General features: G+C 46.9%; 22 protein-coding genes, 13 tRNA genes and 4 rRNA genes. 36 read left to right on the top strand and 3 right to left on the bottom strand.

The annotated features are described in order from the left end of the window. The first annotated feature begins 83 nt into the window (after positions 1-83). From NSQ20_RS28115 to rpsI, 12 genes are all read left to right on the top strand, one after another. A complete protein-coding gene (locus NSQ20_RS28115) occupies positions 84-728 on the top strand; it encodes an adenylate kinase (protein ID WP_036607188.1) in 645 nt (214 codons plus the stop codon). 3 nt (positions 729-731) lie between these two features. Continuing rightward, the gene (gene map, locus NSQ20_RS28110) at positions 732-1484 is read left to right on the top strand and encodes a type I methionyl aminopeptidase (protein WP_340031253.1); all 753 of its coding nucleotides are present in this window, start codon (positions 732-734) and stop codon (positions 1482-1484) included. A 10-nt stretch (positions 1485-1494) separates the two neighbouring features. Then, positions 1495-1803: a KOW domain-containing RNA-binding protein gene (locus NSQ20_RS28105; protein WP_282320141.1), complete on the top strand. Its 309-nt coding sequence runs from the start codon at positions 1495-1497 to the stop codon at positions 1801-1803. Positions 1804-1806: 3 nt separating this feature from the next. Continuing rightward, entirely contained in the window at positions 1807-2022 is a 216-nt protein-coding gene (infA, locus tag NSQ20_RS28100) for a translation initiation factor IF-1 (protein WP_017692098.1), read from the top strand. 152 nt (positions 2023-2174) lie between these two features. Continuing rightward, positions 2175-2288 (top strand): 50S ribosomal protein L36, encoded by a 114-nt coding sequence (gene rpmJ / locus NSQ20_RS28095; protein ID WP_003333770.1) that lies wholly within the window; start codon positions 2175-2177, stop codon positions 2286-2288. Positions 2289-2308: 20 nt separating this feature from the next. After that, entirely contained in the window at positions 2309-2677 is a 369-nt protein-coding gene (gene rpsM, locus NSQ20_RS28090) for a 30S ribosomal protein S13 (RefSeq protein WP_036607200.1), read from the top strand. 19 nt (positions 2678-2696) lie between these two features. Beyond that, positions 2697-3092: a 30S ribosomal protein S11 gene (gene rpsK / locus NSQ20_RS28085; RefSeq protein ID WP_017692100.1), complete on the top strand. Its 396-nt coding sequence runs from the start codon at positions 2697-2699 to the stop codon at positions 3090-3092. A 136-nt stretch (positions 3093-3228) separates the two neighbouring features. Further along, complete coding sequence (locus tag NSQ20_RS28080) at positions 3229-4173, top strand: DNA-directed RNA polymerase subunit alpha (protein WP_017692101.1); 945 nt, start codon at positions 3229-3231, stop codon at positions 4171-4173. 34 nt (positions 4174-4207) lie between these two features. After that, positions 4208-4573, top strand: a complete 366-nt coding sequence (rplQ, locus tag NSQ20_RS28075; RefSeq protein WP_017692102.1) for a 50S ribosomal protein L17 — start codon at positions 4208-4210, stop codon at positions 4571-4573. 159 nt (positions 4574-4732) lie between these two features. After that, positions 4733-5506, top strand: coding sequence for a tRNA pseudouridine(38-40) synthase TruA (gene truA, locus NSQ20_RS28070; RefSeq protein ID WP_076216861.1), 774 nt, complete (start codon positions 4733-4735; stop codon positions 5504-5506). Positions 5507-5711: 205 nt separating this feature from the next. Continuing rightward, positions 5712-6149 carry a 50S ribosomal protein L13 gene (gene rplM, locus NSQ20_RS28065; protein WP_024633564.1) on the top strand — a complete coding sequence of 146 codons (438 nt, stop codon included), beginning with the start codon at positions 5712-5714 and terminating at the stop codon, positions 6147-6149. A 19-nt stretch (positions 6150-6168) separates the two neighbouring features. Beyond that, positions 6169-6561, top strand: coding sequence for a 30S ribosomal protein S9 (gene rpsI, locus NSQ20_RS28060; RefSeq protein ID WP_017692105.1), 393 nt, complete (start codon positions 6169-6171; stop codon positions 6559-6561). A 399-nt stretch (positions 6562-6960) separates the two neighbouring features. Here the strand turns inward: rpsI and NSQ20_RS28055 are convergent, their stop codons facing one another. Further along, positions 6961-7152 carry a hypothetical protein gene (locus NSQ20_RS28055; protein WP_100528519.1) on the bottom strand — a complete coding sequence of 64 codons (192 nt, stop codon included), beginning with the start codon at positions 7150-7152 and terminating at the stop codon, positions 6961-6963. Positions 7153-7354: 202 nt separating this feature from the next. Between NSQ20_RS28055 and NSQ20_RS28050 the strand changes: the two genes are divergently transcribed. The 4 genes from NSQ20_RS28050 (at position 7355) to NSQ20_RS28035 (ending at position 11244) form a co-directional block, all read left to right on the top strand. Next, positions 7355-8047: a phosphoadenylyl-sulfate reductase gene (locus NSQ20_RS28050; RefSeq protein WP_076320297.1), complete on the top strand. Its 693-nt coding sequence runs from the start codon at positions 7355-7357 to the stop codon at positions 8045-8047. A gap of 23 nt (positions 8048-8070) precedes the next feature. Next, entirely contained in the window at positions 8071-9240 is a 1170-nt protein-coding gene (sat, locus tag NSQ20_RS28045) for a sulfate adenylyltransferase (RefSeq protein ID WP_340031252.1), read from the top strand. A 68-nt stretch (positions 9241-9308) separates the two neighbouring features. After that, a complete protein-coding gene (cwlD, locus tag NSQ20_RS28040; protein WP_036607212.1) occupies positions 9309-10064 on the top strand; it encodes an N-acetylmuramoyl-L-alanine amidase CwlD in 756 nt (251 codons plus the stop codon). Between the two features lie 79 nt (positions 10065-10143). Further along, complete coding sequence (locus NSQ20_RS28035; RefSeq protein ID WP_036607214.1) at positions 10144-11244, top strand: Mrp/NBP35 family ATP-binding protein; 1101 nt, start codon at positions 10144-10146, stop codon at positions 11242-11244. Between the two features lie 88 nt (positions 11245-11332). Here the strand turns inward: NSQ20_RS28035 and gerD are convergent, their stop codons facing one another. Beyond that, a complete protein-coding gene (gene gerD, locus NSQ20_RS28030) occupies positions 11333-12082 on the bottom strand; it encodes a spore germination lipoprotein GerD (RefSeq protein WP_339195714.1) in 750 nt (249 codons plus the stop codon). 125 nt (positions 12083-12207) lie between these two features. Between gerD and NSQ20_RS28025 the strand changes: the two genes are divergently transcribed. Continuing rightward, entirely contained in the window at positions 12208-12840 is a 633-nt protein-coding gene (locus NSQ20_RS28025; RefSeq protein WP_036607218.1) for a KinB-signaling pathway activation protein, read from the top strand. Between the two features lie 98 nt (positions 12841-12938). On the opposite strand, the gene pdaB is transcribed toward NSQ20_RS28025, so the two are convergent. Next, entirely contained in the window at positions 12939-13715 is a 777-nt protein-coding gene (gene pdaB, locus NSQ20_RS28020) for a polysaccharide deacetylase family sporulation protein PdaB (RefSeq protein ID WP_036607219.1), read from the bottom strand. 122 nt (positions 13716-13837) lie between these two features. Here pdaB and NSQ20_RS28015 point away from each other — a divergent pair, with 122 nt between their 5' ends. From NSQ20_RS28015 to NSQ20_RS27925, 19 genes are all read left to right on the top strand, one after another. Then, positions 13838-14455, top strand: coding sequence for a stage II sporulation protein M (locus NSQ20_RS28015; RefSeq protein WP_036607221.1), 618 nt, complete (start codon positions 13838-13840; stop codon positions 14453-14455). A 155-nt stretch (positions 14456-14610) separates the two neighbouring features. After that, on the top strand, positions 14611-14841 hold the full coding sequence (locus tag NSQ20_RS28010; protein WP_017692114.1) for a hypothetical protein: 231 nt from the start codon (positions 14611-14613) through the stop codon (positions 14839-14841). Positions 14842-15320: 479 nt separating this feature from the next. After that, positions 15321-16873 (top strand): 16S ribosomal RNA (locus NSQ20_RS28005). A gap of 158 nt (positions 16874-17031) precedes the next feature. After that, positions 17032-17148 (top strand): 5S ribosomal RNA (gene rrf, locus NSQ20_RS28000). A 36-nt stretch (positions 17149-17184) separates the two neighbouring features. Further along, positions 17185-17261: transfer RNA gene (locus NSQ20_RS27995), tRNA-Ile, on the top strand. 22 nt (positions 17262-17283) lie between these two features. Further along, positions 17284-17359 (top strand) — tRNA-Ala (locus NSQ20_RS27990). A gap of 208 nt (positions 17360-17567) precedes the next feature. Beyond that, positions 17568-20493, top strand: a 23S ribosomal RNA gene (locus NSQ20_RS27985). 80 nt (positions 20494-20573) lie between these two features. Then, positions 20574-20690 (top strand): 5S ribosomal RNA (gene rrf, locus NSQ20_RS27980). Together the 16S, 23S and 5S rRNA genes with 13 tRNA genes alongside form the textbook arrangement of a ribosomal RNA operon. Positions 20691-20774: 84 nt before the next feature. After that, positions 20775-20850: transfer RNA gene (locus NSQ20_RS27975), tRNA-Asn, on the top strand. A 3-nt stretch (positions 20851-20853) separates the two neighbouring features. Then, a tRNA-Thr gene (locus NSQ20_RS27970) sits at positions 20854-20926 on the top strand. Positions 20927-20936: 10 nt separating this feature from the next. Continuing rightward, positions 20937-21008, top strand: a tRNA-Glu gene (locus NSQ20_RS27965). A gap of 7 nt (positions 21009-21015) precedes the next feature. Then, positions 21016-21091: transfer RNA gene (locus tag NSQ20_RS27960), tRNA-Val, on the top strand. Positions 21092-21100: 9 nt separating this feature from the next. Next, positions 21101-21175: transfer RNA gene (locus NSQ20_RS27955), tRNA-Gln, on the top strand. Positions 21176-21184: 9 nt separating this feature from the next. After that, positions 21185-21260, top strand: a tRNA-Lys gene (locus NSQ20_RS27950). Between the two features lie 6 nt (positions 21261-21266). Then, positions 21267-21347 (top strand) — tRNA-Leu (locus tag NSQ20_RS27945). Between the two features lie 10 nt (positions 21348-21357). After that, positions 21358-21432, top strand: a tRNA-Gly gene (locus NSQ20_RS27940). Positions 21433-21440: 8 nt separating this feature from the next. Next, positions 21441-21517 (top strand) — tRNA-Arg (locus tag NSQ20_RS27935). Positions 21518-21532: 15 nt separating this feature from the next. Then, positions 21533-21606 (top strand) — tRNA-Pro (locus tag NSQ20_RS27930). Positions 21607-21617: 11 nt separating this feature from the next. After that, positions 21618-21688 (top strand) — tRNA-Gly (locus NSQ20_RS27925). The last annotated feature ends 167 nt before the right edge of the window (positions 21689-21855 follow it).

The raw sequence follows: 21855 nt of genomic DNA, 5'->3' as shown, positions 1-21855 counted from the left end.
GTACCGGTCGAGTGAAGATTTACTTGCCGGCACCTATTGTGCTGTTTGTTGATGTAGGGTAGTCTTGGAGGGAGTGACATAACGTGAACATCCTATTCATGGGCCCTCCGGGGGCAGGAAAAGGAACGCAAGCAGACGTCATCGTGAAAGAGTTCGGTATTCCCCATATTTCAACAGGCGATGCATTTCGTCTCGCGATCAAACAGGGAACTCCCATTGGCATGAAAGCCAAGGAATATATGGATCAAGGATTGCTTGTACCAGATGATGTAACCATTGGCATCGTTGAAGAACGTTTGCAGCAGCCTGACTGCAGAGAAGGTTTCCTCTTGGACGGATTTCCAAGAACCCTTTCGCAAGCAGAAGCGCTCGATGGCATTCTGGATCGATTGAACTCAGGTCTCGATCATGTAATCAACCTGAAAGTGGATCGCAACAAATTGCTCGCTCGTTTGACGGGTCGTCGAATTTGTAAAAACTGTGGTTCCACTTATCATGTGGTATTCAATCCGCCTAAGCAGGAAGGTATTTGTGATAAATGCGCTGGTGAGTTGTATCAACGCTCTGATGATAATGAAGAGAGTGTAGGTACACGACTGGACGAGTATATCAACAAAACAGCACCACTCCTCACGTTCTATGAGACTAAAGGTCTTCTTCGTCAAATGAACGGAGAACAGGATATCGATCAAGTTTCTCAAGAAATCGTGTCCTTACTGAGAGGTTAATTGATGATCATTGGTAAGTCCGAAACGGAACTGGGCTTGATGAGGGAAGCAGGGAGAATTGTTGCGGAAACGCATCGTCTCTTGGCAGAGCATATCGCTCCCGGTATTACGACTGGAGAACTTGACCATATGGCTGATCAATATATCCGCAGTCAAGGAGCTGTGCCGTCTTTCCAAGGTTATAACGGTTTCCCTGCCAGTGTGTGCGCTTCAGTCAATGAAGAGTTGGTACATGGATTTCCCGGCAAACGCAAGTTGAACGAGGGCGATATCGTTACGTTTGACATTGGCGCGCAGTACCAGGGGTATCATGGAGATTCCGCCTGGACTTATCCGGTCGGCCGTATTTCCGAAGAAGCCCGTCGTCTTCTGGACGTTACCGAGGCTTCGTTATACGCAGGTCTGGCGCTGGTAAAACCGGACGTTCGCTTGTTTACAATATCTCATGCGATTCAGAAATATATTGAAGATGAAGGGTTCTCCGTAGTTCGTGAATATGTCGGTCACGGCATAGGCGCAGATCTGCACGAAGAACCACAGATTCCGAACTATGGTCTTCCCGATCGGGGACCACGGCTTAAAGCGGGCATGGTGCTGGCCATAGAGCCGATGGTTAACGTAGGTAGACGGTATGTGAAAACGTTGGGAGATAACTGGACTGTCGTCACGGTTGATGGTAAGTTATGTGCACACTTTGAACACACCGTAGCAGTTACACCAGATGGTATGGAAATTTTCACGAAACTGAATGCGTAGGTGATGAGGCATGAACAGTCAGTCTAATCCGCAGCTCGGTCAACTTGTGAAGATCCGTAAAGGCCGCAATGCGGACCAAGCCGCAGTAATTGTTGCTATAGCGGACGGTAAGTTCGTATATATTGCGGATGGAGACAAACGTAAGTTTGATCAACCAAAGAAGAAGAATCTTCTTCATCTTGAGCTCCAGCCCATGATTAGCAGCGAGGTTGTGAACAGTTTAAACGAGAGTGGTCGGGTGACAAATGGAAAGCTCCGTTACGCGGTTCATTCATTTCTGGAATCCACCAACATTCAATCTGAAGAGAAAGGAGACTGACTAATGGCTAAGGAAGATGTCATTGAAGTGGAAGGTACGGTTCTCGAACCGCTACCGAATGCAACATTCAAGGTTGAGCTTGAGAACGGTCATCAAATTCTCGCTCACGTTTCCGGAAAACTGCGGATGCACTTTATCCGTATCCTGACTGGAGACAAAGTAGTTGTTCAGTTGTCGCCTTATGATTTAACAAAAGGTCGCATAACTTACCGTAAATAGTAGTAGACAGTTGCAATGAACTGTGAAGCTTATGTAGCGGGTTTTGCCCGGCAAAACTTGCGAAAGCTTCGAAGCCGGTTTTACAATAGTAGAACAAGGTCAATGCTTACGAAGAGGGTTTTGCTTAGCAAAACTTTGAGGAGGTAATTCACATGAAGGTAAGACCTTCGGTCAAGCCGATTTGCGAAAAGTGCAAAGTCATTCGCCGCAAAGGGAATGTTATGGTTATCTGTGAAAATCCGAAACACAAACAAAAACAAGGTTAAAGAAGGGGGTGTAGCGTAAAATGGCACGTATATCTGGTGTGGATTTGCCACGTGATAAGCGCGTTGAGATCGCCTTGACTTATATTTTCGGAATCGGTAAAACGACTTCCCAGAAAATTCTGAGCACAACAGGCATCAATCCGGACACTCGTGTTCGTGATTTGACGGAAGATGAAGTCAGCAAATTGCGTGAAAGTATCGATAAAGAGGTCAAAGTAGAAGGTGACCTGCGTCGAGAAATCTCTTTGAATATTAAACGTTTGACGGAGATCGGTTGTTACCGTGGAGTTCGTCATCGTCGTGGTCTGCCTGTTCGTGGACAACGTACGAAAACGAATGCTCGTACTCGTAAAGGTCCTCGTCGTACAGTAGCGAACAAGAAGAAATAATAAGGGGGGATAAGAGAAAATGGCTAAACCGAAAAAAGTCGTACGTACTAAACGTCGTGACCGTAAGAATATTGAATCTGGCGTGGCGCATATCCGTTCCACTTTCAATAACACTATCGTTACTATTACGGATCCTCACGGAAACGCAATTTCGTGGGCAAGCTCCGGCGGCCTCGGATTCAGAGGTTCCCGTAAATCGACTCCGTTTGCTGCACAAATGGCTGCTGAGACTGCTGCCAAAGCTGCAATGGAACATGGGATGAAAGCCGTTGAGGTTATGGTTAAAGGACCAGGCGCAGGCCGTGAAGCAGCGATCCGCTCTTTGCAAGCTGCTGGTCTTGAAGTTAACCTGATCAAAGACGTAACTCCAGTCCCGCATAACGGATGCCGTCCTCCAAAACGTCGTCGTGTCTAATGAGATTTGCCCCTGCGTGTGGTATATTTCCGGCACAATCTGCTAATAATGGTTGTTTAGGCATACTACTACATGTTTTCGCAAGAGAAGGTAAATGTTTCATAGAGGACCGACGTTTTGAAGGAGGGGTATTGCAGTGATTGAAATCGAAAAGCCGAAAATTGAGACGGTAGACGTCAACGATGATGGCACCTATGGGAAATTCGTAGTAGAACCGCTTGAGCGCGGATACGGTACGACGCTTGGAAACTCGCTTCGCCGAATCTTGCTCTCGTCACTGCCGGGTGCGGCAGTGTCTTCGGTTCAAATCGATGGCGTTCTGCATGAATTTGCTACAGTTCCTGGCGTAATGGAAGATGTAACGGAGGTTATTCTTAACCTGAAAGCTTTGTCGCTTAAGATTCATTCAGACGAGGAGAAAGTGCTCGAGATTGATGCTGAAGGCGAAGGAGCAATTACGGCTGGAGATATCCGTGCTGACTCCGATGTGGAAATCCTTAATCCGGATTTGCACATTGCTACGCTCGGACCAGGTTCGAGACTTCACATGCGTATTTTTGCCAATCGCGGTCGCGGCTACGTCCAGGCAGATCGGAATAAACGCGATGACCAGCCGATCGGCGTCATCCCAGTCGATTCCATCTTCACCCCGATCAGTCGCGTTAACTACGCTGTGGAAAATACGCGTGTCGGTCAAGTGACCAACTATGACAAGCTCACGTTGGAAGTTTGGACTGATGGAAGTATTCGTCCTGAAGAGGCTGTAAGCCTCGGCGCTAAAATTTTGACTGAGCATTTGATGCTCTTCGTGGGTCTTACAGACGAAGCGAAAGATGCAGAAATCATGGTCGAAAAAGAAGAAGACAAAAAAGAAAAAGTACTCGAAATGACGATCGAAGAGCTGGATCTCTCTGTTCGTTCCTACAACTGCCTCAAACGTGCCGGTATTAATACCGTGCAAGAGCTGACTACGAAAACGGAAGAAGACATGATGAAAGTCCGTAACCTCGGACGCAAGTCTTTGGAAGAAGTTCAAGAGAAGCTTGAGGAACTTGGTTTGGGACTCCGTACAGAAGAATAGACAGCCGAGTGCTTGAAGTGAAGGAGGGAAAACAATGGCATACCAAAAGTTGGGCCGTAATTCCAGCGCACGTAAAGCTTTGTTCCGTGACCTGGTAACCGACCTGTTCTTATACGAACGCATTCAGACAACTGAAGCGAAAGCAAAAGAGGTTCGCTCTATTGCTGAAAAACTGATCACTAAAGCGAAAAAGGGAGATCTTCATGCCCGTCGCCAAGTGGCAGCTTATGTTCGCCGCGAAACTATCGATGGTGAGCAAGATGCAATCCAAAAACTGTTTAGCGAATTGTCCGGTCGTTACGCTGAGCGTCCAGGTGGATACACTCGTATCTTGAAACTGGGACCTCGTCGTGGTGACGCAGCGCCAATGGTTTACTTGGAACTGGTAGACCGCGCGTAAAACAGATGAGATGAGGAAAGGGGACAGAATCAACGATTCTGGATTAACCCTTTTTTTCTCTTCATTTCGGAATTCGTGCTGTAATAGAAGCTCCGTAAGGGGCTTCTTTTGCTGTTCGGGATAGGGATATGTATAGTATGGAACAAAGGTGTGGTATTAATGCGAAACTTATGTATGACGTTAACTTATGATGGCACTGCCTATTACGGCTTCCAAGTACAGCCGGGTGGGAATACCATTCAGGATCATCTTGAAGATGCGATTCGTGCTTTAACCGGTGAGAAGGTTAAAATTACAGGTTCAGGCCGAACAGATGCAGGTGTTCACGCCCGCAGACAAATCTTCAATTTTCCTACGGAGTCCCAGATCCCGATTGAACGTTGGTGTATTGCACTCAACTCCAGATTACCCTCCGATATTGTCGTTATTGATGCGATTGAAGTTTCGGCTGATTTTCATTCTCGCTATGCAGCGAAAAAGAAAACGTATCGTTATACAGTCAATGCGAATCAATTTCCGGATGTATTCAACAGAAGACTGCAATATCATCATCATGCGAAGCTTGATATTATGGCAATGCAGGAGGGCTTACGACATTTCATAGGGACGTATGATTTTACCTCTTTTGCTTCACGCAAGTCTCAGAAAGAGAATCATGTCCGTTCGGTGTACGAAGCATGGATGGAAGTGGACCGATCAATGTGCAGAGACCATCCGCGCGATCAGGGTGTCATTCACATTTATGTGAGTGGTAACGGCTTTTTGCAGCATATGGTTCGTATCATTGTAGGGACACTGCTGGAGATCGGAGAGGGCAAACGGAAAGCCTCTGATGTACCAAATATGATTGCTGCATGTAATCGATCTGCTGCAGGACCTACTGCAGTTAGCTGCGGTTTAATGCTCTGGGATCTTGAATACAAAAAAGATTGAATTTGGTGAGTGAAAAGCTTAATTAACACTTGCGATTTAATCGCCTATCATGTAATATAAAAGTTGTGTTTTCTTAATGGCTTTCCCACAGCCCCAATTAAGAGTTTCACATCAAATTTACAATCCATCAACACCTAAAGTTATAACTTAACGAACGAAGATAAATGAAAATGATGATTTTGAACATTTTAAGGAGGAACTTTTCATGCGTACTACGTACATGGCGAAGCCTAACGAAGTTGAGCGCCAATGGCACATCATTGATGCTGAAGGCAAAACCCTCGGACGTTTGGCGAGCGAAGCAGCAGCTTTGATTCGCGGCAAACACAAGCCACAATTCACTCCACATGTGGACACTGGCGATTTCGTTGTTATCATCAATGCTGAGAAAATCGTATTGACTGGTAAGAAAATGCAAGGTAAAAAATACTACCGTCACTCAATGCACCCAGGTGGTTTGAAAGTAACTACAGCTGAAGAGATGGTTAAAAACAAACCTGAGCGTATGTTGGAATTGGCTGTTCGCGGTATGCTTCCTAAAACTCGCATGGGCGAGAAAATGAAGTTGAGACTTAAAGCGTACAGAGGCACTGAGCATCCACATGCAGCACAAAAACCAGAAGTTTACGAACTTCGCGGTTAATTAAAAGGAGGACAGTTTCATGGCACAAGTACAATACTATGGGACAGGTCGTCGTAAACATTCGGTAGCACGTGTTCGCCTTGTACCGGGTGAAGGACGCATTGTCATCAATAAACGTGATATTAATGAATACTTCGGTTTGGAAACACTCAAACTGATTGTAAAACAACCACTGAACTTGACAGAAACGCTCAACAACTATGACGTTCTTGTTATTGCTCATGGTGGCGGAATCTCCGGTCAAGCCGGCGCAATCCGTCATGGTATCTCCCGCGCTCTGCTCAAAGCAGATCCGGAATACCGTGCATCCCTGAAAAAAGCAGGATTCCTGACTCGTGACCCACGTATGAAAGAGCGTAAAAAATACGGTCTTAAAGCGGCTCGTCGCGCACCTCAGTTCTCCAAACGTTAATATTAAAAGCCTTTGGCCTCGGTCAAAGGCTTTTTTATATATTCATGAATATTACGCCATATATTATATTAGTTTGTGCGATAGCTCTCATATCTCTGATGTCTCTCCCCGTGCTTGTGCATTTTTCCTTCATTGCCTTTTCATTGTGCTCTTAATGTCCCTCAATACAGTCCTATAATATGTACGTTGATACATCTACATCCTACTGAACCTCTCTAATCGTTTAGATCATTGAATACTCTCATACCCATCGCTCACCACACATTTTATAACAGCTCCTATAAAATCATCGATTAGAACTCACGCCGGATTTTTTGAATGCACTAGGCTTAATGTTTTTGCACTTAATTCTTTATTGCAAACCTTATCAGTATTTCTTATGGAAACGATAAAAGTCCCTTACATATCAACAGCTAAAATCCGCAAAGCTGCTCCCCTTAAAACTTTAGCTTTTCTTCCTTCAACTTCAATCGCCCAGTGATTTTTTGATGTTGTTCTTGACGACAAGAACTGTCCAAACCCAGTAACAGCAAAGGTTTCCCAGGCTAAGCGTTGTATTTTTACCTGTCTAATGACCTGGGCCAATATCATTGTTTTTATCTCATTAACAGAGAAATGGATAAATTGAACCAAAATATTGTGTAATAGCGGCAATCAAAAAGGGTCAAAAACTGATTTATTTTACCATATGGCAGGCATTGACATCCCCAATGAAAGATTTATACTAAACATAATTCATATTAGATTAGTCGGCTTTAGGTGTATTGAAATGCAGAATGGGGGAAATTCACAGATGAACTTGTTGGAGAAAGAAGATTTGGCACGGACGAAGGCAGAGGAACTGGAACATGCCAGTCCAGAGGATATTATTCGGTATGCTATTGAAACATTCCCAAATATCACTTTTGCATGTAGCTTTGGTGCAGAAGATGTTGTACTTGTAGATATGGTGCAGAAAATCAGCCCATCCACAGATATTTTTTATCTGGATACAGATTTTCACTTTAAAGAAACATACGAAACACGTGATAAGATGCAGGAGAACTACAACCTTGAATTTGTACGTGTGTCACCTAAGATTACTCCAGAAGAGCAGGCAGCTGAGCACGGTGAAGAGTTGTGGAAGTCTGATCCCAATGGGTGCTGTAACATTCGCAAAGTCGAACCGTTAACACGTATTCTTTCTCAGTATGATGCATGGATTACAGGTATCCGCAGAGATCAAGCACCAACTCGTGCAAACTCAAAGAAGGTTGAGTATGATTCCAAATTTGGCCTGATGAAGTTTAATCCGATTGCTCACTGGACGACTGAGGATGTATGGCAATATATTCGTGACAATAACGTTGTATATAACCCTCTTCATGATCAGAACTACCCAAGTATTGGTTGTGAGCATTGCACACGTCAAGTTATGCCTGGAGAGGACCCACGTGCCGGACGCTGGTCTGGTAATGATAAAACGGAATGTGGCCTTCATAAATAATAGATATACAAGGAGCTGACAAGATGACATCGATTCTGCCTCATGGAGGTACGTTGGTTCAACGTATCGTACAAGGAGAAGAACGGGAGCAATTGTTACAAGACAGTAAAAACTTTTCTTCTTTGCGTATTAATACTTGGACGATATCAGATTTGGATTTAATTGGTGTAGGTGCGTTCTCACCACTTCAAGGTTTCTTGAATGAGGAAGATTACCTTTCGGTGGTGTCTCGCATGCGTCTCGCCGATGGAACAGTCTGGAGTATACCGATTACACTTGCTGTTGACGATAAACAAGCCGCATCCCTCCAGATTGGTGAACGTGTGAAACTTGTTGGTGATCAAGATGGAGTCACTTATGGATTGCTCGAAGTCCAAAGTATATACCAGGTGGATCAGGGTGAAGAAGCCCGGCGTGTATTCAAAACAGATGATCCCGAGCACCCGGGCGTTAAAAAACTGTTGGAGCGTCCTGCAACATACGTAGGAGGTCCAATCCAAGTGTTGAACCGTCCAAAACCTTCGAAATTCGAAGAATTCTATTATGATCCTGCAGATACCCGGAAGATTTTTCAGGAGAAGGGTTGGAAGACCGTAGTTGGTTTTCAGACACGTAATCCGGTCCATCGGGCTCATGAATACATTCAGAAGAGCGCTATGGAGATTGTAGATGCACTCTTCCTGAATCCGCTTGTTGGAGAGACGAAGTCGGACGATGTACCTGCAGATGTTCGGATGAAGAGTTATCTGGTATTACTGGAGAACTATTACCCGGCTGATCGTGCGTTTCTTGGTGTGTTCCCCGCAGCCATGCGATATGCCGGTCCACGTGAAGCTATTTTTCATGCGATGGTTCGCAAAAATTACGGGTGTACCCACTTTATTGTTGGTCGTGACCATGCGGGTGTTGGTGATTATTATGGAACATATGAAGCACAGGAGATCTTTACTAACTTTACAGCAGAGGAACTGGGGATTACTCCGTTGTTCTTCGAACATAGTTTCTTCTGTACCAAATGTGGAAACATGGCATCCAGCAAAACTTGCCCACATGATAAAGAACATCATATGGCGCTTTCCGGCACCAAAGTACGCGGGTTGCTCCGTGACGGCCAGTGCCCTCCACCTGAATTTACACGTCCTGAGGTAGCTGAGGTGCTGATTGAAGGAATGGCGGAGCAAGTCCGCTCCTAGCGGTATATTTGTCCATCTTGTCCCATATAGATGATTAGAGTCATTTATAGGGACGAGGTGGTTTTTTTATGCGTAAAAATATGGGGAAACACTTTGTAGTCTGGATTAGGCTAAAAACAATCAAAAGGGTCATGCTGAGTCTCTGTCTACTGGCCATGTTAGTGGCGGTAATGTCCTATGAACTGCCTTCCGCTAAGACGTCAGGTTATTGGAGTTTGCCGATGGCGGGTAAAGTCATTGCCATTGATGCAGGACACGGAGGTCCAGATGGAGGAGCGGTAAGTAAACAGGGGGTTATTGAAAAAGATATCAATCTGTCTATCGCCCTGTATGTGAGAGATTATTTGCAACAGGCAGGGGCCTTAGTGGTTATGACACGAGAAATAGACACTGATTTGGCGGAATCGGACACCAAGGGGTACTCCAAACGAAAGACGGAAGATCTGAAACAAAGAGTACGGCGGATAGAGGATAAGCAAGCAGATCTCTTTATTAGCATTCACATGAACAGTGTCCCATCCAACCGATGGAGTGGAGCGCAGGTTTTCTATACAACGAACCATCCGGATAATGAAGGTTTGGCTAATCTGCTTCAACAAGAGATGGTTCGTAACCTGGAGAATACAGATCGGATCGCCAAAACGGTGAATACGGTTTATCTGTTACAGGCTCTGAAGATCCCTTCAGCGCTGGTAGAAGTGGGTTTCCTTTCTCATCCGGAAGAGGCACGTATGCTTGCTGACGAAGCTTATCAACGTAAGGTAGCTGCTTCGATCTATAATGGAATTCTCAGATATTCCTCAGGAGAACGGCCTAAAAGTTAGTCAGAACAAGAAAGGTAATGATATAATTGGATCAGCATACCTAATTACATGCCAATAGATAAAGCTGAGGTGCTGTCTGATGTTATCAAAAGAACAGATACTTGAACTATTACAGCCATTACAAGAACCACAATTGGGAGTAAGTCTGACCGAACTGGAATGGGTTCGAGATATTATGGTGAAAGAAAATCATGTGGCTCTGACCATAGTGACACTGGAAAATCGACCTGAGGATACAACAGCCTTGACTGATGCAACGCGTAATCTGTTGTCCCAGCACGGAATGAAGGATGCCCATATTCGTGTGCGTGCAGCTTCTGAGCATGATCGTGAGAGCCTGAATATGGGACAACCCGATAATGAGCCAGATCGGGACGAAGTGCTCGTAAAAGGTCACGCAGCGGGTCTGGATGGACATGAGCTGTTAAGTCCTGAATCAGGTGTTCGTTTTATTGCTGTGGCCAGTGGTAAAGGTGGCGTTGGTAAATCAACGGTAACCGTTAATCTGGCTGCAGCCTTGGCACGTCAAGGCAAGAAAGTGGGCTTAATTGATGCGGATATCTATGGCTTCAGTGTACCCGACATGATGGGGATTGAAGAATATCCGGTCGTTGAAGATGGCGTTATTCAACCGGTTGAACGTTTTGGCGTCAAAGTCATGTCGATGGGCTTCTTTATTCGGGAGAACAATCCGGTAATCTGGCGTGGACCCATGCTAGGTCGGATGTTGCGTCAATTCTTTACGGATGTCCAGTGGGGCGAATTGGATTATATATTACTGGATTTGCCACCAGGTACGGGAGATGTTGCTTTGGATGTGCATCAGATGTTGCCACAGAGTAAGGAAATCATCGTTACCACGCCGCATGCAACGGCAGCTTTTGTCGCAGCACGTGCGGGTGCAATGGCCATTCAGACCGATCATGAGTTACTTGGTGTGGTTGAGAATATGGCTTATTATGAGTGTGGCAGTTGCGGAGAGAAGGATTATGTCTTTGGTCGTGGAGGCGGGGGAAGACTTGCGGAAAGTCTGCATACAAGCCTGCTTGCCCAGATTCCATTAGGCACGCCGGATAATCATCCTTCCGAGCCTGATTTCTCACCTTCGGTTTACAAAGCTGATTCCCGTATAGGGGCTATCTACGATGAAGTTGCCCGGTCCATTGAATCCAAATTCTAATGGTATGAGTGTTATAAATACAAATAAAGCCTGCGTCCATTTGGATGCAGGCTTTTCAGTATCTGTGGTGCGTATTAACACCTACTGTTTATGATCCGCCGCCCGAATCTCCACTGCTTCCACCATCTCCGCCATCACCACCACCTTCGCCCTGACCGTCTTGCTGTCCGCCTTGCTCTTCCCCCTGTTTTCCGCCACTTTCCACTTTGGGTTGCAATTCGTCCTGTACTACCTTCTTGAGCAAAGTGAGTACTTCCATGCGGAACAACGGGTTTTGCATCACTTCCTGCATGACAGTCATCGTCTGTTTACGATAATCCGGAGTCTTCGTCATATCCATGAACATCTTGGATACCTCAGGTGACTTCATGATGTCTTCAACAGACTTTTGATATGTGGGATCTTTAATCAATTGCATATGAAGTTGTTTACTTTGTGCGTTGATCACTTTGGCAAATTCACCCGCAAACTGCGGATCGGTCATGATCTTTTCGAATTCCTTCTTATATTCGGGAGCTGTGATGGTATCTTTTACTGCAATACGTATTTGTTCCGAAGATTGCACAGGCATTAACATTTTCATACCAATGGATCCTGAAGCACCACCCGAACCGCCGCCTTCTTCAGAACCGCTGCTTCCGCTGGATGAGCTTTGACCTGTAAGAGCTTCCTCCACCGCTTTCTTGCCTTCATCACTTTTCAAAATATCTACAACCATTGTTTTCATCTCTTTATAACTGCCCTGAGGAGGCGAAGAACTCTGATCTGAACCGCAGCCGGCAAGCATGACGGATAGCCCCAGTACGACACAGCATAGCTGCCACAAAGGCCGTTTCATGTGTACAATCCCTCCTTGATTAGATACTGGATGTAGTATGTGATGGGAAAGGGGGAAATATGTTGAGCAATGATGGTTTTTTGCTGAGAAGGTTGGTAAAATAAACACTCGGGGGTGGAAAACTTTTGAATTTACGTAAATGGTTTTTCCTGTTTTGGACAGCCTTGCTTATTGGGGCCGCGGGAGCATTGGGTACAGGATTGATTATGATGCTGGTGAACGGGGAGAAAACAAATGGATTAAATGATTTTCTTCTGTATCTTTTGATCTTATTTGGATCAGGGGTTATGATCAGCGTGTATTCACAAATGGGTTTCTTTGCATATCTGATATTGAATTATATGGGTAAAGGTGTATTTCCAAAGCGCGGTTGGCAGATCGTGCAGATTGTACTAACGGTGTTAGCCCTGCTTGACGTGATGTTTTTACGCCTGTTTGTTGGGGGAGACCGGGAACGCATATCGGATATTGTGTTAGGTATCATTATTTTGGCAGCTGCAATTGTTACCGCTTACGTTAAAGTAAAGCTGACTCATATCTCCGCGCTTGTACCTACACTCTTTTTCATGATTGCCGTCACCATAGTGGAGACGATCGGCGTATTACGTATTGATGTGAATGCTGCAACCATATTTATTGTGGTTCCCTTGCTCCTATGTAATGCATACCAAATGCTGATATTGCACAGGCTGGTGGATGTATCGACGAACCGGAGTGTAAGTGGAAAGGCAGAACAGTTGAAAGAAAGCCGAGCATAGAATTCATTTTGCACAAAAAACATACCAAAAAGAGCTAACCTGGTTAGCTCTTTTCAACTTTTAAGCACCTATTTGAGCTATAGCTCATAATTGAGTAATCATTGACCGCTGGCTTGGTCACGAACTTCCTTACCTTCCACACTGGAATGGTTGAGCAACTCAGACACGGTAACAAATTCATAGCCCTGATTTTTCAACTTGTCGATAATTACAGGGAGTGCTTCATGCGTTTGTTTGGAGGAATCGCTTGCATGCAGCAGTACGATGTCCCCTGGATGTGCCTTGCTTACTACGCGATCAACAATGGTCTGTACACCAGGGTTTTTCCAATCCAAGGAGTCGGTATCCCACTGCACAACCTGATAATTCAGACTATTGGCTACCTGAAGCACTCGCTTGTCAAAGTCCCCGTTGGGCAGACGTAGTAATTTCGGTTCTTTTCCCGTTAAATCGGTTAAAATGCTATGAGCTGTCGAAATTTCTTTGCGAATTTCTTCTTCAGTCAGGCTGCTGTAGTTCTCATGTCTGTGACCATGGCTGCCAATTTCATATCCTGCCTCTTTGATGGCAGTAACAATTTCGGGGTGTGTCTTGCTCCAGGGGGAGGAAAGGAAAAAGGTTGCCTTCTGCACTTTATTCTCCTGAAGAACTTTCAGAATCGGCTCTGTCCGTTTATCCCCCCAGCTAATGTCAAAGGTAAGTGCGATTACCTTCTTCTCGGTTGGAACGCTGTAGACGGCGGATGGTGCTTCCTCCGAGAATACGGAGACATTGCCTCTCTCCAGATAGATAATACCGATCGCAAAGATGGCAGCAACGAGGACAATCAGGTACCGTTTAATCTTTTTGCCGCTAAATACATAGAACGAGTTCATTTCAATAAGCGCCCCTCTCCCATAAGAAATGCTTGTTTACTCTCCAATGTATGCTCGTACTGCCCAGTTATTCGTCACTGATCCTTGTTTGTCCATCATTTTAGATTCTACAGGAGGTTATTATGTTAAAATTCAGTACATTTCTTAAAGATCTTGGTTCCATCCGTAGTGCATTAATCTGGTCCGTAGTTTTGTTTGCTGTTGGTATAGGGGCAGGATGGGTGAGTACAGGGCCACTGGAAGAACTGTTGTTGAACCAAATCGGAGGATTACGTGAAGTCAGTGAACGGCTGGAGCAGGGGGGCAATGTGCAATGGAACTTCTTTCTGTTTATCTTTTTCAATAATGCCATCAAAAGTGTACTTGTCATCTATGCCGGTATATTCTTCGGAATTCTGCCTGTCATCTTCCTGCTGATCAATGGGATGGTCCTTGGATTTGTGGTGCACACCACGATGAATTATGGAGCAAGCTTCTATGACATTGTGGTTAAAGGTTTACTTCCGCATGGCATTATTGAGATTCCGGTCATTATCATTGCTTGCGCCTTCGGACTGAAGTTTGGTGGTCTGGTTATCAAAAGCCTTGCACAACTTGGAAGTGACAAGCGAAATACGATGGGTACCCGGTGGAGAGCATTCATGAATAGGACGCTAACGGCATCCTTTTGGGTTGTCATCTTGCTTCTTGTTGCAGCAATCATCGAAAGCACACTTACGTATACTCTGGTGAGAGGATAAAATTTTGTGATGGTTGGCATTCATAAATTTTCAGAAAGTTGACCATAACAATAAAACGGGTTTCAGCAGCACCCACAAAAGCGAGAATGCACGGGGTGTTGCATGAAACTTGTGTAAGTGTGATAAAGAGGCTATGCACAAAAAGGAGAACTCTAATGCTGGGTATGTTGTTTAACGAGAAGGAATGCAAGGAACTAGACTATGTGCTGCGTAAAGAATTAGATGAGATGCTTTTCGATCTAAGTGATAATCGTCTTGACCAAGAGATCAAATATGCTATCGCGAGCCGATATAAGACTGTGTTCCGCATGTATGCACGCTTTGCCCCGCCAAAAGAGTTGTCCAAGTACGCCAGAGGTGGGAAGCTGAAAAAGTCGAAGCCATAATGCTGAAGCTGGTCATATATTCGATTTACAGTAGTGGAAGGGAGGTGCGGCTCTTCATAGCGGGTGCTGTACCTCTGAACTATGAGAATGTGAAATTGCTGAGGGGTTCATACTTTTTGTCGAAAAAGGGTTGACCTTTCTAATTTCATATGGTAAATTAATTTTCGTTCCTTTTTTAGGAGCGGTTCACGGAAACAAGCATGAAAATAAAGCGATTGAAAATAATCGAAAAAATAATGCTTGCAAAGAGAACTTCAACATGATATATTATAAAAGTCGCCGCTGAAACGACGACAACATGAAAAACAGCACTAAATTGAATGTTTGATCTTTGAAAACTGAACAACGAGTGAGTAAACATTCTGCTTGCAGAATGAACGCGAAAGTTTGAAACAAGCCTTAGCTTGAATCGACTGGAGCACAAATGAGATTTTTAATCTCGTCAGATTCAAAATGAGCTTATCGCTCTTTTCAATACTTTATTGGAGAGTTTGATCCTGGCTCAGGACGAACGCTGGCGGCATGCCTAATACATGCAAGTCGAGCGGACTTGAAGAGAAGCTTGCTTCTCTGATAGTTAGCGGCGGACGGGTGAGTAACACGTAGGCAACCTGCCCTCAAGTTTGGGACAACTACCGGAAACGGTAGCTAATACCGAATAATTGTTTTCTTCGCCTGAAGGAAACTGGAAAGACGGAGCAATCTGTCACTTGGGGATGGGCCTGCGGCGCATTAGCTAGTTGGTGAGGTAACGGCTCACCAAGGCGACGATGCGTAGCCGACCTGAGAGGGTGATCGGCCACACTGGGACTGAGACACGGCCCAGACTCCTACGGGAGGCAGCAGTAGGGAATCTTCCGCAATGGGCGAAAGCCTGACGGAGCAATGCCGCGTGAGTGATGAAGGTTTTCGGATCGTAAAGCTCTGTTGCCAGGGAAGAACGCTTGGGAGAGTAACTGCTCTCAAGGTGACGGTACCTGAGAAGAAAGCCCCGGCTAACTACGTGCCAGCAGCCGCGGTAATACGTAGGGGGCAAGCGTTGTCCGGAATTATTGGGCGTAAAGCGCGCGCAGGCGGTCATTTAAGTCTGGTGTTTAATCCCGGGGCTCAACCCCGGATCGCACTGGAAACTGGGTGACTTGAGTGCAGAAGAGGAGAGTGGAATTCCACGTGTAGCGGTGAAATGCGTAGATATGTGGAGGAACACCAGTGGCGAAGGCGACTCTCTGGGCTGTAACTGACGCTGAGGCGCGAAAGCGTGGGGAGCAAACAGGATTAGATACCCTGGTAGTCCACGCCGTAAACGATGAGTGCTAGGTGTTAGGGGTTTCGATACCCTTGGTGCCGAAGTTAACACATTAAGCACTCCGCCTGGGGAGTACGGTCGCAAGACTGAAACTCAAAGGAATTGACGGGGACCCGCACAAGCAGTGGAGTATGTGGTTTAATTCGAAGCAACGCGAAGAACCTTACCAGGTCTTGACATCTGAATGACCGGTGCAGAGATGTACCTTTTCTTCGGAACATTCAAGACAGGTGGTGCATGGTTGTCGTCAGCTCGTGTCGTGAGATGTTGGGTTAAGTCCCGCAACGAGCGCAACCCTTATATTTAGTTGCCAGCACTTCGGGTGGGCACTCTAGATAGACTGCCGGTGACAAACCGGAGGAAGGTGGGGATGACGTCAAATCATCATGCCCCTTATGACCTGGGCTACACACGTACTACAATGGCCGGTACAACGGGCTGCGAAATCGCGAGATGGAGCCAATCCCAACAAAGCCGGTCTCAGTTCGGATTGCAGGCTGCAACTCGCCTGCATGAAGTCGGAATTGCTAGTAATCGCGGATCAGCATGCCGCGGTGAATACGTTCCCGGGTCTTGTACACACCGCCCGTCACACCACGAGAGTTTATAACACCCGAAGTCGGTGGGGTAACCGCAAGGAGCCAGCCGCCGAAGGTGGGATAGATGATTGGGGTGAAGTCGTAACAAGGTAGCCGTATCGGAAGGTGCGGCTGGATCACCTCCTTTCTATGGAGAATCGTTTCCTGCAACGGAAACATTCAAATATGCAGGTTCTTAGAACCTGCAACAGCGATTCATTTCGGTCCGTCACTTCGGTGTGGATGAAATGAAGAGCACAAGCAACTCACTCGTTGCTCAGTTTTGAGAGCTCAAACTCTCAAACGTTTGGTGGCGATAGCGAAGGGGTTCCACACGTTCCCATCCCGAACACGACCGTTAAGCCCTTCAGCGTCAATGGTACTTGGACCGCAGGGTCCTGGGAGAGTAGAACGCCGCCAAGCGTAACCCATTTTGGGTTCAAATAGTATATATAATGTGGGCCCTTAGCTCAGTTGGTTAGAGCGCACCTCTGATAAGGGTGAGGCCGGTGGTTCGAGTCCACCAGGGCCCACCATCTATACCTTTAAACTTTATATGGGGCCATAGCTCAGCTGGGAGAGCGCCTGCCTTGCAAGCAGGAGGTCAGCGGTTCGATCCCGCTTGGCTCCACCAAAAAAGTCTTACAAGTTTGTTCTTTGAAAACTAGATATCGAAACGAAACAAACGCGAATTAGAACATTCCTTTTTAGCTGAACTTGTGTTAAACAAGTTTTAATAAAAACGGTAGTCAAATTGCTTTTGTGATGGTATCGGGTGAGAGCGACTTTTGGCTTTGCGCAAGCAAAACAAGGGAAGCGAGCGACCGAAACCGGAACAAAATGGTTAAGCTACTAAGAGCACACGGAGGATGCCTAGGCGCTAGGAGCCGATGAAGGACGTGGCGAACAACGAAACTGCCTCGGGGAGCTGTAAGCAAGCTTTGATCCGGGGGTGTCCGAATGGGGAAACCCAGCTGGGGTAATTTCCAGTTACTCACAACTGAATACATAGGTTGTGTAGAGGCATACCAGGGGAACTGAAACATCTAAGTACCCTGAGGAAGAGAAAACAATAGTGATTCCGTCAGTAGCGGCGAGCGAACGCGGAGAAGCCCAAACCAGAGAGCTTGCTCTTTGGGGTTGTGGGACGTCTCACATGGAGTTACAAAGGAACCGGTTAAGCGAAGAGGTCTGGAAAGGCCCGCCAAAGAAGGTAAAAGCCCTGTAGTTGAAAGTTGGTTCCCTCCGAGACGGATCCCGAGTAGTGCGGGGCACGTGAAACCCCGTATGAATCCGGCAGGACCATCTGCCAAGGCTAAATACTTCCTAGCGACCGATAGTGAAGCAGTACCGTGAGGGAAAGGTGAAAAGCACCCCGGAAGGGGAGTGAAATAGAACCTGAAACCGTGTGCTTACAAAAAGTCAGAGCCCGTTTTAGGGGTGATGGCGTGCCTTTTGTAGAATGAACCGGCGAGTTACGTTCCCGTGCAAGGTTAAGGTGAAGAGCCGGAGCCGCAGCGAAAGCGAGTCTGAATAGGGCGACTTAGTACGTGGACGTAGACCCGAAACCGGGTGATCTACCCCTGTCCAGGGTGAAGGTGCGGTAACACGCACTGGAGGCCCGAACCCACGCATGTTGAAAAATGCGGGGATGAGGTGGGGGTAGCGGAGAAATTCCAATCGAACTCGGAGATAGCTGGTTCTCCCCGAAATAGCTTTAGGGCTAGCCTCGGAAAACAGAGTCGTGGAGGTAGAGCACTGATTGGGTGCGGGGCCCGCAAGGGTTACCAAGCTCAGTCAAACTCCGAATGCCATAGACTTACTTCCGGGAGTCAGACAGTGAGTGCTAAGATCCATTGTCAAAAGGGAAACAGCCCAGACCATCAGCTAAGGTCCCCAAGTGTGTGTTAAGTGGGAAAGGATGTGGAGTTGCACAGACAACCAGGATGTTGGCTTAGAAGCAGCCATCATTGAAAGAGTGCGTAATAGCTCACTGGTCGAGTGACTCTGCGCCGAAAATGTAACGGGGCTAAACACACCACCGAAGCTATGGCTTGATGCTTTGCATCAGGGGTAGGGGAGCGTTGTATAAGGGTTGAAGGTGTACCGTAAGGAGCGCTGGACATTATACAAGTGAGAATGCCGGTATGAGTAACGAAAAGATCAGTGAGAATCTGATCCGCCGAAAGCCTAAGGGTTCCTGAGGAAGGCTCGTCCGCTCAGGGTAAGTCGGGACCTAAGGCGAGGCCGAAAGGCGTAGTCGAAGGACAACAGGTCGAAATTCCTGTACCACCGTAAGCCGTTATGAGCAATGGGGGGACGCAGTAGGGTAGTGACGCGGACTGATGGATGTCCGTCTAAGCAGTAAGGCTGATGTGTAGGCAAATCCGCACATTGTAAGGCTGAGCTGTGATGGGGAGCGAAAATTATAGTAGCGAAGGTCATGATCTCACACTGCCAAGAAAAGCCTCTAGCCAGGTGATGGTGCCCGTACCGCAAACCGACACAGGTAGGCGAGAAGAGTATTCTAAGGCGCGCGGAAGAACTCTCGTTAAGGAACTCGGCAAAATGACCCCGTAACTTCGGGAGAAGGGGTGCCCCGGTAGTGTGAATAGCACGAGGGGGCCGCAGTGAAAAGGCCCAAGCGACTGTTTAGCAAAAACACAGGTCTGTGCGAAGCCGTAAGGCGAAGTATACGGGCTGACGCCTGCCCGGTGCTGGAAGGTTAAGGGGAGTGGTTAGGAGCAATCCGAAGCTGTGAACCGAAGCCCCAGTAAACGGCGGCCGTAACTATAACGGTCCTAAGGTAGCGAAATTCCTTGTCAGGTAAATTCTGACCCGCACGAATGGCGTAACGACTTGGGCGCTGTCTCAACGAGAGATCCGGTGAAATTTTAATACCTGTGAAGATGCAGGTTACCCGCGACAAGACGGAAAGACCCCATGGAGCTTTACTGCAGCTTGATATTGAATTTGGGTACGATCTGTACAGGATAGGTGGGAGCCTTTGAAGCATGAGCGCCAGCTTGTGTGGAGGCAACGTTGGGATACCACCCTGATCGTATCTAGGTTCTAACCTGGTACCGTAATCCGGTGCGGGGACAGTGTCAGGTGGGCAGTTTGACTGGGGCGGTCGCCTCCTAAAGAGTAACGGAGGCGCCCAAAGGTTCCCTCAGAATGGTTGGAAATCATTCGAAGAGTGCAAAGGCATAAGGGAGCTTGACTGCGAGACCTACAAGTCGAGCAGGGACGAAAGTCGGGCTTAGTGATCCGGTGGTACCGCATGGAAGGGCCATCGCTCAACGGATAAAAGCTACCCTGGGGATAACAGGCTTATCTCCCCCAAGAGTCCACATCGACGGGGAGGTTTGGCACCTCGATGTCGGCTCATCGCATCCTGGGGCTGAAGTAGGTCCCAAGGGTTGGGCTGTTCGCCCATTAAAGCGGTACGCGAGCTGGGTTCAGAACGTCGTGAGACAGTTCGGTCCCTATCTGTCGTGGGCGTAGGAAATTTGAGAGGAGCTGTCCTTAGTACGAGAGGACCGGGATGGACGTACCGCTGGTGTACCAGTTGTTCCGCCAGGAGCACCGCTGGGTAGCTATGTACGGACGGGATAAACGCTGAAAGCATCTAAGCGTGAAGCCCCCCTCAAGATGAGATTTCCCAGTATGTAAGACCCCTTGAAGACGACGAGGTAGATAGGCTGGGGGTGGAAGTGCAGCAATGCATGGAGCTGACCAGTACTAATCGGTCGAGGGCTTATCCAATTAGCAAGTTGTAATTCGCATGTTTCGTTTCGAATCTAGTTTTCAGAGAACGATCTCTGAAATGTAAGCTAAGCGTTGCGTTTGGTGGCGATGGCGGAGGGGTTCCACACGTACCCATCCCGAACACGACCGTTAAGCCCTCTAGCGCCGATGGTACTTGGACTGCAGGGTCCTGGGAGAGTAGGACGCCGCCAAGCGAACTCTTTCATCATACATAGAAAACAGGCTCTGCATGTGGACGTTGTACGATGAATTGCATTTGCCCTGCAAATGCATATTATTCCCTGATAGCTCAGTTGGTAGAGCACTCGACTGTTAATCGAGTTGTCACAGGTTCGAGCCCTGTTCGGGGAGCCATTTGCTCTCATAGCTCAGTAGGTAGAGTGCATCCATGGTAAGGATGAGGTCACCGGTTCGATCCCGGTTGAGAGCTTTGGAAATGGGGCCCGTTGGTCAAGGGGTTAAGACACCTCCCTTTCACGGAGGTAACAGGGGTTCGAATCCCCTACGGGTCATATAGTTGGAGGCTTAGCTCAGCTGGGAGAGCATCTGCCTTACAAGCAGAGGGTCGGGGGTTCGATCCCCTCAGCCTCCACCATATTTTTATTGGGGATTAGCCAAGCGGTAAGGCAACGGACTTTGACTCCGTCATGCATAGGTTCAAATCCTATATCCCCAGCCATTTTAGTATGAGTCATTAGCTCAGTTGGTAGAGCACCTGACTTTTAATCAGGGTGTCGAAGGTTCGAGCCCTTCATGACTCACCATCATATGCGCGTGTGGCGGAATTGGCAGACGCACTAGACTTAGGATCTAGCGTCTTTGACGTGGGGGTTCAAGTCCCTCCACGCGCATCCTTTATTTGCGGAAGTGGCTCAGCGGTAGAGCATCGCCTTGCCAAGGCGAGGGTCGCGGGTTCGATTCCCGTCTTCCGCTCCAATATTTTTGCGCCCTTAGCTCAGCTGGATAGAGCGTTTGACTACGAATCAAAAGGCCGGGAGTTCGAATCTCTCAGGGCGCGCCATTATTTTTTTAGTATCGGGATGTAGCTCAGCTTGGTAGAGCACCTGGTTTGGGACCAGGGGGTCGCATGTTCAAATCGTGTCATCCCGATTTTTGTTTACGCGGGTGTAGTTCAATGGTAGAACTTTAGCCTTCCAAGCTAATAGCGTGGGTTCGATTCCCATCACCCGCTTACAGAATATAATGAAAGAGCCTTTGCAGATGCAGAGGCTTTTTTATTTTATTTAACGAAATAATCAGCAGTTATTTTATATTATAATTTATGTAAAGTATAATACAGGTTTATTTAAAAAAGAGCCAAGACCTCCCTATTTTAATAGTAAAGGGGTCTTGGCTCTT

Origin of the sequence: Paenibacillus sp. FSL K6-1122 (assembly GCF_037977015.1) — a bacterium.
Classification (GTDB): Bacteria; Bacillota; Bacilli; order Paenibacillales; family Paenibacillaceae; genus Paenibacillus; species Paenibacillus amylolyticus.
Note: the sequence above shows the minus strand (reverse complement) of the source record. Positions and strands in the feature narration are given on the sequence as shown.

What these genes read in the sequence shown, in the direction of transcription:
- cwlD (WP_036607212.1), top strand. Translation starts at nt 9,309, where the DNA reads ATGCGTAAAAATATGGGGAAACACTTTGTAGTCTGGATTAGGCTAAAA.
- NSQ20_RS28035 (WP_036607214.1), top strand. Translation starts at nt 10,144, where the DNA reads ATGTTATCAAAAGAACAGATACTTGAACTATTACAGCCATTACAAGAA.
- rplM (WP_024633564.1), top strand. Translation starts at nt 5,712, where the DNA reads ATGCGTACTACGTACATGGCGAAGCCTAACGAAGTTGAGCGCCAATGG.
- truA (WP_076216861.1), top strand. Translation starts at nt 4,733, where the DNA reads ATGCGAAACTTATGTATGACGTTAACTTATGATGGCACTGCCTATTAC.
- pdaB (WP_036607219.1), bottom strand. Translation starts at nt 13,715, where the DNA reads ATGAACTCGTTCTATGTATTTAGCGGCAAAAAGATTAAACGGTACCTG.
- rplQ (WP_017692102.1), top strand. Translation starts at nt 4,208, where the DNA reads ATGGCATACCAAAAGTTGGGCCGTAATTCCAGCGCACGTAAAGCTTTG.
- NSQ20_RS28010 (WP_017692114.1), top strand. Translation starts at nt 14,611, where the DNA reads ATGCTGGGTATGTTGTTTAACGAGAAGGAATGCAAGGAACTAGACTAT.
- NSQ20_RS28050 (WP_076320297.1), top strand. Translation starts at nt 7,355, where the DNA reads ATGAACTTGTTGGAGAAAGAAGATTTGGCACGGACGAAGGCAGAGGAA.
- rpsI (WP_017692105.1), top strand. Translation starts at nt 6,169, where the DNA reads ATGGCACAAGTACAATACTATGGGACAGGTCGTCGTAAACATTCGGTA.
- infA (WP_017692098.1), top strand. Translation starts at nt 1,807, where the DNA reads ATGGCTAAGGAAGATGTCATTGAAGTGGAAGGTACGGTTCTCGAACCG.
- NSQ20_RS28105 (WP_282320141.1), top strand. Translation starts at nt 1,495, where the DNA reads ATGAACAGTCAGTCTAATCCGCAGCTCGGTCAACTTGTGAAGATCCGT.
- gerD (WP_339195714.1), bottom strand. Translation starts at nt 12,082, where the DNA reads ATGAAACGGCCTTTGTGGCAGCTATGCTGTGTCGTACTGGGGCTATCC.
- rpsM (WP_036607200.1), top strand. Translation starts at nt 2,309, where the DNA reads ATGGCACGTATATCTGGTGTGGATTTGCCACGTGATAAGCGCGTTGAG.
- rpmJ (WP_003333770.1), top strand. Translation starts at nt 2,175, where the DNA reads ATGAAGGTAAGACCTTCGGTCAAGCCGATTTGCGAAAAGTGCAAAGTC.
- sat (WP_340031252.1), top strand. Translation starts at nt 8,071, where the DNA reads ATGACATCGATTCTGCCTCATGGAGGTACGTTGGTTCAACGTATCGTA.
- rpsK (WP_017692100.1), top strand. Translation starts at nt 2,697, where the DNA reads ATGGCTAAACCGAAAAAAGTCGTACGTACTAAACGTCGTGACCGTAAG.
- NSQ20_RS28055 (WP_100528519.1), bottom strand. Translation starts at nt 7,152, where the DNA reads ATGATATTGGCCCAGGTCATTAGACAGGTAAAAATACAACGCTTAGCC.
- map (WP_340031253.1), top strand. Translation starts at nt 732, where the DNA reads ATGATCATTGGTAAGTCCGAAACGGAACTGGGCTTGATGAGGGAAGCA.
- NSQ20_RS28015 (WP_036607221.1), top strand. Translation starts at nt 13,838, where the DNA reads ATGTTAAAATTCAGTACATTTCTTAAAGATCTTGGTTCCATCCGTAGT.